This is a genomic window from Lysinibacillus sp. fls2-241-R2A-57, assembly GCF_030209535.1.
Taxonomy (GTDB): Bacteria; Bacillota; Bacilli; order Bacillales_A; family Planococcaceae; genus Lysinibacillus.
The window spans coordinates 48,768-65,372 of the sequence record NZ_JARVRU010000029.1 but is presented as its reverse complement, the minus strand read 5'-3'; the positions used below and the strand labels follow the sequence as shown (position 1 = coordinate 65,372).

The 16,605-nt window shown below is 35.1% G+C and carries 19 protein-coding genes; 7 read left to right on the top strand and 12 right to left on the bottom strand.

Translation table 11 applies throughout. From position 1 onward, the window contains the following. Window positions 1-148: 148 nt before the first annotated feature. Both QRN68_RS06055 and QRN68_RS06050 read left to right on the top strand, forming a co-directional pair. Entirely contained in the window at window positions 149-907 is a 759-nt protein-coding gene (locus tag QRN68_RS06055; RefSeq protein WP_285395852.1) for an IclR family transcriptional regulator, read from the top strand. 138 nt (window positions 908-1,045) lie between these two features. Then, on the top strand, window positions 1,046-1,981 hold the full coding sequence (locus QRN68_RS06050) for an aldo/keto reductase (RefSeq protein WP_285395851.1): 936 nt from the start codon (window positions 1,046-1,048) through the stop codon (window positions 1,979-1,981). Between the two features lie 86 nt (window positions 1,982-2,067). Here QRN68_RS06050 and QRN68_RS06045 read toward each other — a convergent pair whose 3' ends face one another. The 4 genes from QRN68_RS06045 to QRN68_RS06030 all read right to left on the bottom strand — a co-directional run bounded on the left by QRN68_RS06045 (window position 2,068) and on the right by QRN68_RS06030 (window position 3,638). Next, entirely contained in the window at window positions 2,068-2,412 is a 345-nt protein-coding gene (locus QRN68_RS06045; RefSeq protein ID WP_285395850.1) for a YunG family protein, read from the bottom strand. A 16-nt stretch (window positions 2,413-2,428) separates the two neighbouring features. Beyond that, on the bottom strand, window positions 2,429-2,953 hold the full coding sequence (locus QRN68_RS06040; RefSeq protein ID WP_285395849.1) for a GNAT family N-acetyltransferase: 525 nt from the start codon (window positions 2,951-2,953) through the stop codon (window positions 2,429-2,431). A gap of 37 nt (window positions 2,954-2,990) precedes the next feature. Next, the gene (locus QRN68_RS06035) at window positions 2,991-3,167 is read right to left on the bottom strand and encodes a hypothetical protein (protein WP_285395848.1); all 177 of its coding nucleotides are present in this window, start codon (window positions 3,165-3,167) and stop codon (window positions 2,991-2,993) included. Between the two features lie 102 nt (window positions 3,168-3,269). Beyond that, the gene (locus QRN68_RS06030) at window positions 3,270-3,638 is read right to left on the bottom strand and encodes a nuclear transport factor 2 family protein (protein ID WP_285395847.1); all 369 of its coding nucleotides are present in this window, start codon (window positions 3,636-3,638) and stop codon (window positions 3,270-3,272) included. Between the two features lie 400 nt (window positions 3,639-4,038). Here QRN68_RS06030 and QRN68_RS06025 point away from each other — a divergent pair, with 400 nt between their 5' ends. Then, window positions 4,039-5,508, top strand: a complete 1,470-nt coding sequence (locus tag QRN68_RS06025; protein ID WP_285395846.1) for a serine hydrolase domain-containing protein — start codon at window positions 4,039-4,041, stop codon at window positions 5,506-5,508. Between the two features lie 25 nt (window positions 5,509-5,533). Here QRN68_RS06025 and QRN68_RS06020 read toward each other — a convergent pair whose 3' ends face one another. Then, entirely contained in the window at window positions 5,534-6,079 is a 546-nt protein-coding gene (locus QRN68_RS06020) for a cupin domain-containing protein (RefSeq protein ID WP_285395845.1), read from the bottom strand. 466 nt (window positions 6,080-6,545) lie between these two features. Between QRN68_RS06020 and QRN68_RS06015 the strand changes: the two genes are divergently transcribed. Together QRN68_RS06015 and QRN68_RS06010 are read left to right on the top strand one after the other, a co-directional pair. Beyond that, window positions 6,546-6,692, top strand: a complete 147-nt coding sequence (locus QRN68_RS06015; protein ID WP_285395844.1) for a hypothetical protein — start codon at window positions 6,546-6,548, stop codon at window positions 6,690-6,692. A gap of 166 nt (window positions 6,693-6,858) precedes the next feature. After that, window positions 6,859-7,698 (top strand): YitT family protein, encoded by an 840-nt coding sequence (locus QRN68_RS06010; protein WP_285395843.1) that lies wholly within the window; start codon window positions 6,859-6,861, stop codon window positions 7,696-7,698. 143 nt (window positions 7,699-7,841) lie between these two features. Here QRN68_RS06010 and QRN68_RS06005 read toward each other — a convergent pair whose 3' ends face one another. The 4 genes from QRN68_RS06005 to QRN68_RS05990 all read right to left on the bottom strand — a co-directional run bounded on the left by QRN68_RS06005 (window position 7,842) and on the right by QRN68_RS05990 (window position 11,921). After that, window positions 7,842-8,783: a D-alanine--D-alanine ligase gene (locus QRN68_RS06005; RefSeq protein WP_285395842.1), complete on the bottom strand. Its 942-nt coding sequence runs from the start codon at window positions 8,781-8,783 to the stop codon at window positions 7,842-7,844. Continuing rightward, window positions 8,767-10,215 carry a MocR-like pyridoxine biosynthesis transcription factor PdxR gene (gene pdxR, locus QRN68_RS06000; protein ID WP_285395841.1) on the bottom strand — a complete coding sequence of 483 codons (1,449 nt, stop codon included), beginning with the start codon at window positions 10,213-10,215 and terminating at the stop codon, window positions 8,767-8,769. The genes QRN68_RS06005 and pdxR overlap by 17 nt, the downstream gene beginning before the upstream one ends. A 468-nt stretch (window positions 10,216-10,683) precedes the next feature. Continuing rightward, a complete protein-coding gene (locus QRN68_RS05995) occupies window positions 10,684-11,208 on the bottom strand; it encodes a GrpB family protein (RefSeq protein ID WP_285395840.1) in 525 nt (174 codons plus the stop codon). An 11-nt stretch (window positions 11,209-11,219) separates the two neighbouring features. Then, window positions 11,220-11,921: a class I SAM-dependent methyltransferase gene (locus QRN68_RS05990; protein ID WP_285395839.1), complete on the bottom strand. Its 702-nt coding sequence runs from the start codon at window positions 11,919-11,921 to the stop codon at window positions 11,220-11,222. A 137-nt stretch (window positions 11,922-12,058) separates the two neighbouring features. Here QRN68_RS05990 and QRN68_RS05985 point away from each other — a divergent pair, with 137 nt between their 5' ends. Both QRN68_RS05985 and QRN68_RS05980 read left to right on the top strand, forming a co-directional pair. Next, entirely contained in the window at window positions 12,059-12,835 is a 777-nt protein-coding gene (locus tag QRN68_RS05985; protein ID WP_285395838.1) for an ABC transporter ATP-binding protein, read from the top strand. A gap of 2 nt (window positions 12,836-12,837) precedes the next feature. Next, window positions 12,838-14,457 (top strand): hypothetical protein, encoded by a 1,620-nt coding sequence (locus QRN68_RS05980; RefSeq protein ID WP_285395837.1) that lies wholly within the window; start codon window positions 12,838-12,840, stop codon window positions 14,455-14,457. Between the two features lie 40 nt (window positions 14,458-14,497). Here the strand turns inward: QRN68_RS05980 and QRN68_RS05975 are convergent, their stop codons facing one another. From QRN68_RS05975 to QRN68_RS05965, 3 genes are all read right to left on the bottom strand, one after another. Then, window positions 14,498-15,112 (bottom strand): ABC-2 transporter permease, encoded by a 615-nt coding sequence (locus QRN68_RS05975; RefSeq protein ID WP_285395836.1) that lies wholly within the window; start codon window positions 15,110-15,112, stop codon window positions 14,498-14,500. A 112-nt stretch (window positions 15,113-15,224) separates the two neighbouring features. Next, window positions 15,225-15,602, bottom strand: a complete 378-nt coding sequence (locus tag QRN68_RS05970; RefSeq protein ID WP_285395835.1) for a GntR family transcriptional regulator — start codon at window positions 15,600-15,602, stop codon at window positions 15,225-15,227. Between the two features lie 387 nt (window positions 15,603-15,989). After that, window positions 15,990-16,604 carry an ABC-2 transporter permease gene (locus QRN68_RS05965; RefSeq protein ID WP_285395834.1) on the bottom strand — a complete coding sequence of 205 codons (615 nt, stop codon included), beginning with the start codon at window positions 16,602-16,604 and terminating at the stop codon, window positions 15,990-15,992. Between the last annotated feature and the right edge of the window lies 1 nt (window position 16,605).

The following is a 16,605-nucleotide window of genomic DNA, read 5'->3' as shown; positions in this document are numbered from 1 at the left end:
TAATACATGGCATATGTTTTAACAAATGTCATCCACAACTTTTGGTGATGAGCCATTTGTTTATGCTTAAAAATTGAGAAGTTATAAAGGTTATAATAGTATTTCACAGGTACAGATTAAGTTATTTTAGAAGTTAGGAGCGGGCAAAATGGATTCCTATGAAGTATCGACATTAAAAAAAGGCATTTTAATTTTGGATGTATTACGTCAAAAACATTCTCTTACATTAACTGAAATTATGGAAGAATTATCAATGAACAAGACATCCGTTTTTCGCATGCTTTATACACTAGAAAGAATGAACTATGTGATTAAATATAATAAGTATTATCAATTAAATCCGCATATTTTTAGGGATGAACATTTATTTTGGCATAAAGATATCCAATGGGCGTCTTTCGTAGCGCCCTATCAATTAGCTCGGCAAGAAGAAATAACTACTTATATTGGTATTTTGGAAGATTGTGAGATCGTGATAAAAAATGTGATTAGGGAGCCTTTTGAACAGCCTGCTTTTGGCGCAATCGATACGCGAACACCCATGCATTCAAGCGCACTTGGAAAAGTAGTATTAGCTCATCTATCACCTAAAAAACAACGTGAAATATTAAATAGTATTGAACTGAATACATTTACAGCAAAAACCTTCTATGATTATGGTCTTTTGATTCCTCACTTACAGGTCATAAAAGCACAAGGATATGCTGTTGATAATGAAGAAACGAATCTAGGTAAATGTTGTATTGCCGTCCCGATTTATGTGAATGAAGAAGTCATCGGTGCGATTGCTTTGCATGGTTCAACGGAACAAATTAAGAAAACTGCCATTCGTTCGTTCGTAAAAAAATTAGTGGAGGCAAGTCAGCAGTTGACAGAAGAAATCCATTATCTTTTAGCATCATGTTAATTTCTTTAGTAAGTTCTAATTCGTTCTCTATTTGCAATTAAAACGCTTTTGTTTCTATATATGAAACTACAACTATGTATGTTGGTAAAATAATTTTTTTACTCTATTCTGATTACAGAAAATCGAGGAGGTAGGAATATGAAATTTCATACTTTAAAAAAATCTACTATCAACATTTCAGAAATTGGTCTTGGGACGAATGCTGTAGGTGGACATAACTTATATGAAAACTTAAATGAACAAAATGGGAAGGAACTGGTCTCAGCTGCACTTGACCTAGGGATAACTTTTTTTGATACAGCAGACATATATGGAACAGGGCGTTCAGAAGAGCTCGTTGGCGAAGTATTAAAGAAATATCCAAGGGAAGATTTCGTTTTAGCGACAAAGGGAGGTAGACATTGGTTTGAGGATGGTTCAGTAAAAACAAATAATGATCCACAATATTTACGAAGTGCACTCGAAAATAGCTTGAACCGACTACAGATGGATTATGTAGACCTTTACTATTTACACTTCCCAGATAACGAAACTCCTCTTGCTGAGGCGATTGGTGAATTATCACGCTTGAAAGAAGAAGGAAAAATCCGAGCAATAGGCATTTCAAACGTAACATTAGAACAACTAAAAGAAGCTAATGCGCATAATGATATTGCTGTCTTACTATCCCCATACAATATGTTGAATCGTTCAGCAGAACAAGATTTATTGCCATACTGTATAAAAAATGATATTTCATTTATTCCTTATGGCCCACTTGCATATGGCTTACTTGGTGGTAAATATACAAAAGACTTTAAATTAGGTTCAGGAGACTGGCGAATTTCGGATCCTTTATTCCAAGGTGAATTATTTGAGCGAACGTTAGTAAAAATAGATGCATTAAAGAATATTGCAGAGGAAAAGCAAACAACATTACCAAATCTAGCACTTGCTTGGTTATTAGCACAAGAGGGCATTGATGCAGTTATTCCAGGAGGAAAACATAAAAAACAAGTTGCTACCAATGTGAAAGCAAACGATGTCCTTTTAACAAAAGAAGATCTAGTGAATATAGAAGCAGTTTTATTATAACGTAATGTTAAATGGTAAAAATCCGTGTCGCAGGAGTCTACGGATTTTTACCTTTACTACAATTTAAGGGTAGACTCCTCAACTAATTATCTTGTTCCTAGACTCCTATAAACCTGTGTTTTAAGATAGCTATATTGAGCATCATTGGTATCTTGAAAAGCCTCTTCTCTGCTTGAACAAAGGTCTTGATATTTGAGGTTGTACGAAAACTGCTCTTCCGTAAAATCTCTTCTTTTCCCTTCGAGCATATTATAGAAATGCCAGCCTTCATCAAGCCATGTTTTATAAATTTCGCCTCCAAGAATATCATTTACAACTAATGCAGTAACTCCGCATTGTCCTCTCGCTGGATTATCTATACTCCATTTTGAACTTGATTGACTTGACCAGGATTTTTTTAAAGCTCTTAGTAAATCTTTTTCCGCGTACATTCCACAACACCCTTTTTCAATATGGTACATCATCCATTTTTATAGGCGTTGTTCTACCTAATATCCAATCATCTTTGATTGCACCATATAGGATACTGTCTGTCACAGTACCATCTGCGTTTTCCCAAGCATTTCTTAAATGACCTTCTTTTACAAAACCAGCATTCGTAAAGCATTTTCTCATGCCAATATTATCAACTCTTGTATAACCTTCGATACGAATTTTACCTTTTTCTCCAAACAGGTAATCTTGTAACCAGAGGAGTGTCTTTACTCCGTATCCTTTTCCCCTATAACGTGCATCTAAACGGATATCGAATAATGGGATTGTGTCGTTTATGTCATGAATTATGATAATCCCAACCTTTTCTTCATTATCAATGATCCAATGCGTTTCGCAATCGTTATGATAGTTTCCTTCTGCATACGCCTTTCGAACGGATTCCTCATTTAAATTTTGGTCAGTATGATAAATCCACTTGTTTTGAGTTAATAATTCCACTAAATTTTCAATTTCATCTACTAAAAGTTTATATTCCACTCATGTAATCCTCCAATGCATAAAATTGGGCTCTTCTCTATAACGTGGAGTTGATTTCTGTTCTGGCTGGGCGCTTTGTAGCTGTCGCTACAGAAAACATTTGTTGTTGTTGCTGTCGCACAGATAAAACAATTGCTGTCGCTTCGCTTTCGCACAGAGCAAAGCTTCCTGGGGGGCGTCCGATGAGCCGCTTCACTCGCGAGGCTCGCTCCAATCTACAGGACATACGTATTTAATAAATGTCATCCCAAAGCAAAAGGGAATAGAAAAGTAAAAGTGGCTATAAACTGAATATCCACTTCTTATATACTTAAAATTACTTTGGAACAGAACTACAATGGCCTGACACAATAATTAGACGCTCACCATTTGATTTCCAAACACGTGAATAACACATTTCATCTTCAATTGGCTCTGTGCCGAATGTTCCTTTTAGTGTAGCCCTTGTCACTGTCACGGCCGAATTTTCTAACAGAATTATTTTTTGATCTAAAAAATCGATAGTTGTAAAACTCAGTATCCCAGAACGATACGCATCAATATCCGCTTCCTTCGTTAAGATTTGTCCGAAGTGATTTACAAAGATAAGGTTATCATCGATAAGTTCTTCCAGAGCTTTGATATCTCCATTTAGCATCGCTTGTCGCAGGCGTTCTTCATATTCGATAATGAATTCTCTTTTCATGTTTAAACCACCCTTTCAAACTATTAATTATATTTCCATTATTATAAACTTTTATTTCACAATTCCCAATATAAAACCATTTAAGAGAATTTATTTTATATTTAAATCATCCTATTAAGAGCCGCATCTTCCATCCTATGATTAAGGATATCCAATTTGATTCGTTAGGCTATGTTGATTGCCGACCGCTTTGGATTAAGTAGTGTAAAAGGGTAAATCATTATGTATTAAGTATTGTATGTTACTTTTACATTCTATTTTCTCTCCCGAATAGTTTTCACAACAAATATCATATACTTTAAAGAAGTGTATATTTTTGTTAAATTTATTTCATGGATTAAAGGTCATGGCTATGAAGTTATGACGGAAAAATTTTCGGAGGAAATAGGAGAAAACAACAATGAAAAAAATCTCAATATATAAAACTATATTAGTATGTTTATTATTAATTCCATTCAATCTATTTCTACCAGTCTCACAAGTCTCCGCCGCAGAACAAGATATTAAGAGTACTATAGACAATTATGTTGAAAACTTTTTGGAAGAACAGCGAATTCCTGGGGCATCTATTGCCATTGTTCATAATAACGATATTTTTTACTCCAATTCGTGGGGCGTAACGGGAGAATCTGCAGAAAAAGTAACTACGGATACTCCATTTGTAATTGGCTCTATTAGTAAATCATTAACAGGCTTAGCCATAGTGAAATTAATCGAAGAGGGTACCATTCAATTAGATGATCCAGTTCAAAAATATATTCCTTGGTTTACCCTTAAAGATAAACAAGCCGCTTCGCAAATAACCATTAAACATTTACTTACGCACACAAGTGGGATAAGCACTTATTCGGGTTTATCTATATCCGACTTAGAATCTAAAGATTTGGATGCTATAAAGGAAAATGTAGAAAGTTTATCGAACGTTAAGCTGACTGCCGCACCTGGGGAAAAGCATCAATACAGTAATGCTAACTATTCTATTCTTGGTGCTCTCATCGAAGAAGTTACTAATCAAACATATTCTGACTATATGGAGGAACATGTTTTTTCACCATTAGGAATGAAAAATACAGCTGCTATTGAAAGCATGGCCTATGAAAAAGGCTATTTATCTGGCTATCAGTCATGGTTTGGTCTCCCTAGAAAAAGCTCAGTAACATATGATAATGGAGGAGCACCATATGGATACATCACAGCTAGTGCAACAGATTTGGTCCAGTTCATTAGACTTCTTAGTCAACATGACAGTAATAACTTTTTAAGCAAAAATGCTATGGACCTTTATGTATCCCCTCTCGTTCAAACTAGTAAAAATCGCTATTATGGCTTTGGTGTACGAGTTTCAAACCCAAATTCTAAAGAAGAAATGATATGGCATTCTGGTTCAACTCCTGATGCGCGGTCTGAAGTATTTTTTATACCAGAAACAGGTTGGGGCGGTGTGATTCTTACTAATAAAAGTCATATATTAGAAGAAGAGGGGCTCCTCTATCTGAAACAAGGGATTATCAATATTTTAAATGGAGAAGAACCAGTTGAAATACCTAAATATAAACCTACGATTCAACTCATAACAATTGCTCTATTATGTTTACTTTTCGCGATGTTTATTTACCTACTAATAAAGGCTAAATCAAAAATATCGAAAAAAAGACGGAAGTGGCGTATTCTCGGTATTCTACTTTTAGTTTTGGCCATTATCTCAGTTCCATTATTAAGTTATAGCTTAGGTTCACCTTGGAACAGTATTAAAGTTTTTGCTCCTGATATTGCATTTTTGACTATATTAACGGTTACTCTTTTAGCATTGAATGGCTTATTATCTATTTATATTTCATTTAAACGACATCAAAAAAGACAACTTCTCTAAGTAGGAGTTGTCTTTTTATTTTACCTTAATCACCTGAAGCCATCGCATCCGCTTTCGTAACATGTACAGTGCCAAATGGGTGGTTTGGAGGAGCATATATCGTATAAAGCTTTAATGGTATATTCCCTGTATTCGTTACGTTATGCCATGTGCCAGCAGGGACCATTATTGCAAAACCATCACTGACATTTCTTTGGAAGTTTAAATTGTCTTTGCTAGGGCCCATCTGAGCGACTCCATTGCCTTGTTCAATACGTAAAAATTGATCAACATGAGGGTGCATTTCTAAACCAATATCTTCTCCAACATTAAGACTCATAACTGTAACCTGTAAATTCGGTCCCGTCCATAGCGCAGTACGGTAATTATTGTTCTGCTTAGTAGCTTCTTCAATGTTAACGACAAAGGGCTTTGGTCCATAGTCCTTTAGCTGGGGATTGTTGTTGTCATTGTTGACATAATAGAAGGAATTCGGTCTGTTATTGTATGCTACGTTGTTAGGATAAGCCCAGTACATCGATTGATAACCATAATTATACAGCCTGGCATTTCCATAATAAGGATAGTACATTTACTTCAATCCTCTCATACATATTATCAATTTCGCCTTGGCGCAAATTGCGTCCGGATTTTAAATTGTGCCTGCACAATTCATTCCTTTCGAAATCCGTGACATCCGCCGGAGGCTTTATCTTCATTCAGTAAATTCTTGGATACCCCTGAAAAGGAACCACATCCTGATTCATGCCAGCTCCTTTAGAGGTGAGAGTCTTCTACTGAATGTAGATAAAGGTATCGTATGCAAAGAGCTGAAGAAATGTACATACCTCAGATAAGATTACCCCTTTTTAATAAAGTATTACGTCCTATAAAAACGGCTCGGTCGCGCCAATCTCTGTGATACCAATTTATGGCTCGCAACCAAAAGTTGTGGGTGACATTTTTAAAAATATTATTTGCATTGTTGATTGGAGTGGAGGCTGGGCGACTCCTAGGGGATTAGCGTCACAGATGAGACCCTGGAGCGAGCAACGCGAGTGAAGCGGCTCATCGGACGCCCCCTGGAAGCTCTGCTCTGTGCGAAAGCGAAGCGACAGCAACAAAGCGCCCAGTCGGAACGGAAATCAACCACACGTTTTGGTGATGAACCCAATTTATTCAAAGTATTTCGACGTCACCATTAGCCATTTCTTCTATTCTCATATAATTTTCAATTTTCTCACTAACAAAGGGCATACTAAGAAATATAGATTTATCGCAAACGAACATTCCAAAAAGTATATAAAATGAATAGAACTTGATATAGTATTGTACTTAGGAAAAAATTCAATTTTTTATGGTGGTGTGTGTATGAAAAAATACATTATGGATATTTTAATAATTATGCTTGGATCGCTGCTTTTTGCGCTGGCTGTAAACTTATTTGTTATTCCTAATGATTTAGGTGAAGGTGGCGTAACAGGTATTACCATCATCGCGTATTATCTGTTTGGATGGTCGCCAAGTATTGTGAGCTTTGTGCTAAATGCAGCTTTATTAGTGATTGGCAATAGATTTTTAAGTAGGCAAACGACTATTTATACGATTATTGCAGTATCCTTCCATTCACTCTTTTTACATTTGACTGAGTCATGGTCTATTTCTTCAAATGAAATTATTGTGAATACTATTTTTGGCGGGGTTTTTGCTGGAGTTGGTATAGGCTTAATTATAAGAGTTGGCGGAACAACAGCAGGTTCAACGATCTTAGCTAGAATGACGAACAAATATCTAGGCTGGAGTATTAGTTACGGCTTATTATTCTTTGATTTAATTGTTGCTTTTTCATCTTATTTTATTATCGGGGCAGAAGCATTAATGCTGACTATTATTATGCTATATGTCGGAACGAAGGTAATGGAATTTGTGATTGAAGGTGTAAACCCTAAAAAAGCAGTTACGATTATTTCGAAAAAGCCCGAAGAGATTGCCAGTCAAGTGAATGGTTTTATGAATCGAGGCGTCACAGTCCTATCAGGCCATGGCTATTATACAAAAGAACAAAAAGAAATTCTTTATATTGTCATTAGCAAACAGGAAGTTGTAAAGCTAAAGAAAATCGTCAAAGAAATAGACAAGGATGCCTTTATCGCAATTCACGATGTACGAGATGTCTTTGGACATGGATTTATTGAATTATCAAAAGCTTAATTAGACAACTGAGAAAACACCTTTTGTTGAAAATTGGGATTATCCCTTTAAAAATCAACAAAGAGGTGTTTTTTCTATTGAATTTTTAGCTACTCATACTGGATTATCACCATAATGTGGGGTTGGTTTACGTTCTACAAATGTCAACTTTCAATATCCCCATGTCCCCTAACCTGTAGGGAAATTTCAATAATCCTATCTAAAAGTTTTGTATAAGTTATTCCAGCCGCAAGTGCACTTTTAGGTAGCAAGCTATTTTGGGTCATCCCTGGCAATGTATTGACCTCCATGACATATGGGATTCCATCCTTCACCATCATGTCAATTCTTGCATAAACACTGCATTTTAATGCGTTATAGCAGGCTTTTGCAGCTTTAGCAACACGTTCTTGAGTTGCAGGTGGTAATTCAACAACCTCTTCAATTGTTGCTGCATCATCATACTTCGCCTTATAGTCAAAAAACGCTGCAGTATGTCTGATTGAGATGATAGGTAAAAGTTTACCATCCATAATAGCGCATGTTATTTCATCGCCCTTAATATACTTTTCAATAATCATTTCAGAGTCCCATTTGAATACTTCAGCAACAGTAGCTAGTAAAGATTCACTATCATGTACTATTTGTACGCCTACGCTAGAGCCACCCGAATTTGGTTTTACGACTAGCGGATAGCCCATTTTTTCTATTTCATCTAACTGAAGCTCTTCTATATTTGAAAAATGAAGCCAGTCTGGTGTTTCAACGCCCTCATAACGTAAAATTTTCTTCGATATATTTTTATCCATACAAATACTGCTTGATAGTATTCCACTTCCGGTATATGGAACACCCATCGTTTCTAGCACACCTTGAATCGTTCCATCTTCTCCAAATTTCCCGTGAAGCGCTAACAAGGCTATATCGAGATTTTTCACCTTTTCTATAAGCTCTTTTTTGTCATGTAGTTCAATTGCTACAACTTCATATTTACTCTTATCTAAATGAGCAATCATTTCTTGCCCTGTCATCATTGAGACTTGTTTTTCCGAGGATACCCCTCCCATAAATACGCCAACTCTCACTTTTTCAACTCCCCATATCATTTTTTAAAGTATCGCCAATGATTTGAATACCAAGGACAATATCCTCGTCCTGTAACCGAGAAAATCCTAATCGAAATGTGTTACTTCCCCCACCATTCGTGTAAAAAACATCTCCAGGGTAAAAAACAACTCCCTTTTTGTAGCACTTTTCTAATAAGATTCGAGCGTTTATTCCTTCCTCCAGCTCAATAAAGAGATGAAGACCACCATCTCCAGTCATTCTTTTAAAAGGAATGTACTGCTTGCAAGCTTGACGGGCTAGCTCATATTTTTTCTTATAGACCGATCTGGCTTTTTTTAAGTACTTTTCAAAATAGCCGTCCTGTAAATATTGATAAAGGACAGCCTGATCTAGTGTTGATGTATGAATAGTACGCGCCCTTTTCATACTTTCCAAACAGTGGATGAGTTGCTTATCTGCTAAAATCCAACCAACACGTAAGCCTGGAAATAAAATTTTTGAAAAGCTACTAATATAAATAACGTTGTTACCCGCTCCGATAAAGGTCATTAACGGTGCGAAATGGGAGCCTGAATAACGTAATTCTTCATTAAAACCATCCTCCACAATAGGAATTTCATGTTTCGAAAAAAGGTTAATAATTTCATTCCTTTTTTCAGAGGAGGTAACAATCCCAGTCGGATTATGATAGGACGGGATGAGATAAGCAAAATCAAATTCCTTTTTCGATAAGCTTTTCTCAACTTGGCAAATATCGATACCATCATCCCTCATGTCAATCCCGTGTATTTCAAGTCCATGTAAGCGAAAAAGCTTTAATGCCGCATGGTGTGTAGGATTTTCACAAATCACACGCCCAGATCTTTTAGCTAAGGAGGATAATAAAATATCCAGTCCCTCTGTAAAGCCATTCGTTATCAAAATATCTTTATTGGAAATATCGACGCCCTTCATTTCCATATAGTGCAGAAGGTACTCGATTAAAGGTTTATAGCCCTTTGCATATCCATAATTCAACACGATATCCCCTTCAAGGGACATCCGAGTCAGAAAAGCTCTTTTGAAATTTTCAACATCAAAAAGCTTTTCTTCAGGGGCAACACTATTAAATGAAATCATGCCTTTTTCCCAGTGAATATCTTGCCGCATTAAATCAATTTCATCCGCTAACAAGGTAGCTTTATTGAGTCTTCCCTTCCAGTTAAGTTCAATAGATGGTGTTTTTAATGTTGCAACCTTTCCTACAAAGTTCCCTTTTCCCTTCATCGCATAGATGATACCCTCTTGCTCTAAATCTGCATATGCATTCAGTACCGTATTTCTGCTGACTGATAATAATTTACTTAGTTCACGGGTAGACGGAAGCTTCTGATGCTCCAGCAGATGTCCCTTTACAATCATTTCTTTTAAATAATCCTTTAACTGCACATATACCGGACGATCATCTATAAGCTTAAAATCATTAAACACTCCCCTGACCCCCTTGCTTCATTTTTGCATAACTACATTTAACCTAAAAGGTCCACGCCATCAGGAATTTTCTTTCGAAGTGGTTGCTCAAAGAAACAATATATATTGTAAGCGTTGTGTTTATAATAAAAGAAAAGCTCCCATTTTGAAAAAAATAAATCAAAATGGGAGTTAATTCAAAATAGCGAATTTGTTTTTCTAACGACTTCACTAAATCTGATTTAGTTCCTCCACTTCAGGATATAGTAGAGAGCAGATAATTAAACGATTTAGCAAATAAAGAAATGTTGCAGCTTTGGTAGAGACGAATACTTCAAGCGGTGGAAATGACCCCGCGATGGCACTGATAAAGCTGACAATAATCGTGCCACACCTACACCTAAAATTCATTTCCCGAAGAAGATTAAATGAAACAGAAAACAGACTACCGATAGCGCCCATGCGGATTGTTTTTTAAGTTTTGAATGTTTATTCTTTAAGCCATACCGTCTTCGCTTTAGAGATAATCAAGTGGATAAACGGCTCTTTTTCCTTCGTATATGTCGATCGATCATGTGAATATTTAGTGGCTAGTTGTTTTTTTAACATAGCATATTCAGTTGCTGCTTCGGGATGCGTTCTAAGATAATCACGGAACAATAATTTTTCAATCCATTCATTACTGTTATATTCACAAATATGTAAATGGCTTGTTCCCTGCCCCCACAATCCCTTTCTAAAAAATTTTCTATCGTTGAACTCTAGTTTTGGAACATATTCATAGTCAATTTTACTTAAGGCATCTATAAAGCTTACCACTTCCTCTAAACTCGGTACCCCTACAAGAATATCAATAATCGGTTTTGCTTCAAGTCCCTTTATCGATGTACTTCCAATATGCTCAATACGAATAGCTTTATCGCCTAAAGCTTCTTTAATTCTGTTTTGTTCATCTGCATATTGTTGTTCCCAGTTTGAATTATACTCAGACAGTTGAACCCTAATTTCCCCCATCAACTGACCACCTAATCAATTTTCTTAAATAAACCTACTAAAAATCCTTCCAAACCGAAATATTCGTCTTCATCGGACATGGCTATCATTTTTCGTATCTCAATTGCTTCTAATGACTGAAAGATTTCTCTTAGCTGATTTTTGGTATACCCTAATCCGCCTGCTAAGCTACGTTTTATATAAACTTCTTCATCAGAGATGGCAGAACCGCCATATGCACCATGTTCCTCGAACGAACATAAAGCGAAGGATCCATTAGGCTTTAATAATTTGTGAACCAATTCAATATACGTCACACGCCGATGAGGGGCTATGTGGTGAAAACAGCCTGAATCATAAATAAAATCAAAACTCTCTTCTTGTAAATCCAGCTCAAAAATATTGGCACACATTAAATCTACATTCACGTTTGCTTCGTCAACCCTCTTTTGCGCCCATTGCAATGCTTTATCCGATATATCAACACCAACAACTGAACAACCTTGCTTAGCTAAGTAAATGGCATTTCGTCCTGGACCACAACCTAACTCTAGAACTTCTCTTGGCTGAATGATCTTATTTTCAAAATAGCTTACTAGATTTTCATCAGGTTTATTTACAAAGAAAGGTATCTTTTTAAATGTTTGATCATAAAATTCATTCCAAAAATTTTGTGGTTCACGCAATACATTATCCAATAAAACAAGCAATTGTTCATTCGAATTAATTAACATTTCACGCCCCCGTTCTGACTTTTTTACAGAAAACGAAATATTCTTTCTTTTTATTATACTATATTTATGGATATTCTCCCCAAATCGATTACACTAAACATAAGATAAACATATGATAAACAGAAAGGAGCTGCAACATGGAAGAAATCTTGACGATTACGAATTTGACGAAGAATTATGGTAACAAGGAAATATTGAAAGGAATCGACTTGCACGTCTCAAGAGGAGAAATAATTGGTTATATAGGTCCGAACGGCGCTGGTAAAAGTACAACTGTCAAAATCATTTTAGGGATTGAAGGCGATTACGGTGGAGAAATTAAGCTTTTCGGAGAGAATATTGGGCAAGATTGCATTGAATATAAAAGAAGAATAGGCTATGTACCAGAAATAGCAGATGTTTATGATAACTTAACTGGTTATGAGTATTTAACCTTTATTGGCCAGCTTTATGGTCTTGAATTAGAGGCTGTTGCTGATAAATCTAAATCCTTAATGGAATTGTTTGGAGTCGGAGAAGCGTATCATGCAAGAATATCTTCTTATTCTAAAGGAATGCGGCAGAAACTGCTGATTATCGCCAGCCTAATACATAATCCAGATCTTTTGTTCTTGGATGAACCAATTAATGGGCTAGATGCGAATAGTGTGATGATCTTCAAAGAAATTTTGACTCAACTGGCTGCCCAAGGAAAAACAATATTCTACTCCTCGCACATTATGGATGTTGTAGAAAAAATCAGTAGTCGTATCATCTTGTTGAATGATGGAAAAATCGCTGCCGATGGGACATTTGCCCAACTACAAGCAGACAATACCGAAGGGACTCTGGAAAAGATTTTCAATCAATTAACAGGCTTCCATGAGCATAAGGAAATTGGTGAGAAATTCGTTTCTATAGTACAAGAGGTATGATCATGAACGATTTCAAAACCCTACAACTGCTTGATAAAATTCAATTTATTTTTGTAAAAATGGGCATTGATTACGAAACCATGAGAAAGATTCTCCATATTAAGTTAACGATGGATGAACGCAAAGTACCGACATTATTTAACCAATCCAACAAAAAGGACAATCAAAAATATGGCTATATTAAATCTTTATGGATCTATACTTTATTCGGACTGGTGCTAATTCCGTTTATGGGCTTTGGTCAAAACTTTCTTTTCCAAATGAGTATTTCATATTCAATGATTATTTTTTTAATAATGACATCTTTGATTTCTGATTTTTCTTCCGTTCTGTTGGATGTTAGGGATAGAAGCATTCTTTCTACTAAGCCTATCTCTGCTAGAACGATTAATGCGGCAAAGTTTATGCATATTTTTATCTATTTGACGTATTTAACCATCGCATTAACAGCAATCCCACTTTTAGTTGGCTTGTTCAATCAAGGGATTGCATTCTTTATTTTAACGGTGTTTGAGCTAATCTTCATCAATCTATTTATTGTTGCTCTTACCGCTATTTTATATATTGCTATTTTACGATTCTTTGATGGAGAAAAATTGAAAGATGTTATTAATTATGTGCAAATCGGCTTATCATTAATGCTGATGATTGGCTATCAAGTTCTTATTAGGTCCTTTGAATTCGTCAATTTTGATATGGTGGTAGCATTTCATTGGTGGAGCATTTTCCTCATCCCAATGTGGTTTGCCGCTCCTTATGAGCTATTGCTAAATGGCGACACCTCTTTATTTACAGTGGTCTACTGCATTTTTGCTATCGTCATACCCATACTATCGATTTGGCTTTATGTAAAACTGACTCCGACCTTTGAACGTAATTTACAAAAACTATTAAGCACAAGCAAATCGAAAAAAGAAAAGAACAATCGACTTAAAACGCTTTTGTTAAAAATCATTTGTAGAACGAATGAAGAAAGAGCGTTCTACCGCTTCGCCTCCCTTATGATGAAACAAGAGCGAGAGTTTAAACTGAAAGTATATCCATCTTTAGGCTTTTCTTTTATCATTCCATTTATTTTTATGTTTACTCTTTCAAGGAATGAAGATGTTGATTATTCCGTTAGTATGGGCTATTTAAATATTTATTTCAGCATGCTCATTATTCCGTCAGCTGTGCTAATGCTTAGACATTCAGAAAAGTATAAAGCAGCTTGGATCTATAAAGTCTTGCCACTCAAAGATTATACAGACTTAAAAAAAGGTAGCTTAAAAGCTTTTCTGATTAAGTTGTATATTCCATTGTATATTTTTCTAAGTATCATTTTCTGCTTCATTTACGGTACGAGAATTATTCCAGATTTACTGATTGTATTAGTGACTAGCTGTATGTACACCGTCATTTGCTACATCAGCACCGGTAGCGAGATTCCTTTCACAAAGCCTTATAATGAAATTGGTGATGCTCAGGGCTGGAAAACGCTTTTGTTGGTTATTCCACTGGGTGCTCTAGCAGGACTGCATTACTTCATGGTAGCTCGTATTTCCTATGGTGCAATAATTTACTTAATCGCGCTTGTCATCACGAATTTCTTTCTATGGAAACTTGTGTTTAGGCGTACGTAAAACGGCTTGAGCCTAGATTACTGGGCTCAAGCCGTTTACTTTAAAAAGCTTTTCTCTCATATATACGAATAGATAGTAGCCACGATCCAATATATAAAATAACAGTTGTTAGGATAGCTACGAAATACATTTGCGTTTCTTGTAAAGTCATAAACTTTTGAATCAATTCTCTTAATTGATCATTAAAATTAGGAATCAAAAATTTAATTGTTACTAGATAGATACCAAATAAAACGCCTGCAGCAATCAGTGAATATTTCGTTTTAAATTTATAAGAGATTGGAAGCATGAATGACATGGCGACCATAACAAGACCGATAATTAGCAATATATCTTTCCATAAAAACAATACCTCTCTCCCATTTAAGAGGAAATCGCCTAGAGATGTAATGATTATAAATAAAACTGTAAATATTAATACACCTACATATTTTGAACTGACAATTTCCTTTCTCGTATATGGAAGCGAATTAAGCAAAGTATTTACGTTATCTTTTTCATCGTAAGAAAAAGCATTCATGATAAATACTACACTATATATAGAAACTATATGCACTAGGGACGTATCTATCCATAGATAAAGTATGATAGTTGCAATGTAAAATAGAATCAATTTCTTTTGTATTAAAATATCCTTAAGTATAAGATTAACCATACAATTTCCATCCTTTTTTTCGTATACTACATAATATCTACAAGCGTTGGTTTTTCCACAATAACAGAATCTCCAAATATGTTTACCACACGATTTTTATCAGCTGTTTCCATCACTCATCCTCCGAATACAATAATGTGAGCATTTCCTTGAGCTCTGCTAAGCCAATGTTCATTTCTTTAGCGTTTTGAATGGCAATCAACAGATTTTCTTCGATTACCTTTATTTTTCTTTCTCTCATCATTTCCTTATTTTGTTCGGAGATGAACGAACCTTTTCCAACGATAGAATAAATAAATCCGTTTTTTTCAAGCTCTTCGTAAGCGCGTTTTGTTGTAATAACGCTAATTTCTAAATCCTTTGCAAGCTGGCGCATAGACGGCAATGACTGCCCCTCTTGTAATTCACCTGTTAAAATAAGTTTTTTGATTTGAGCATAAATCTGCTCATAAATCGGCTCTTTTGAACTGTTTGAAATAATAATTTGCATGCAAATACCTCTTCTTTATTTTTATGTGATCAGCACAGAAGACGTTGGTTATTCCATTAGCATGTGCCATGTAAATTTTTATTTCTACATGCTAATTATTTCGTCAGCTGTACTTATGCTTGGACATTAGGGAAATATAAAACAAATTGGATTTATAATGTCTTTCCACTTAGAGATTACATTGTATATTGTTTTGAGTATAATTTTCTGCTTCACAAAAATTATCCCAGCTTTATAACAACAGACAGCTTGTACACCATCATATGTTACATCAGCATCGGAAGAAATTATAATGAAATCGACGATGCCCGGATTTCGTTATAAGATAGCTTTTAAAACGCACGTAAACAGCTTGAGCCTACATCACTAGGCTCAAGCTGTTTTATTTTAAAAAACCTTTCTCTCATATATACGAATAGATAGTAGCCATGATCCCACATATAAAATAATGATTGTAAGGAAAGCTACAAAATACATTTGAATTTCTTGTAAAGTCATGAACTTTTGTATCAGGTCTTTTAATGTATCCTTAAGAGTAGGAGATAAATAATTAATGATTACCATGTACATACCAAATAAAGCACCTACAGCAATCATTAAAGATTGTGTTTTAAATTTATAACAGATTGGAAGTATGAATGAAATAGCTACCATAACAAGACCGATAATTAGCAATATATCTTTCCATAAAAACAATACCTCTTTTCCGTTTAAGAGGAAATTACCTAAATAAGTAATGAATATAATTAGTGATGTATATATTAATGAACCTATATATTTCGAGCTAACAATTTCCTTTCTCGTATATGGAAGCGAATTAAGCAGAATATTAGCGTTATCTTTTTCATCATAAGAAAAGGACTGAGTGATAAAAACCATACTATATAGAAATCCTATCTTTACTAGGGACACATCTATAAATAAATAAAGTATAATGGTAGCAATGTAAAATAAAATTAATTTCTTTTGTATTAAAACATCCTTAAATATTAGATTAATCATT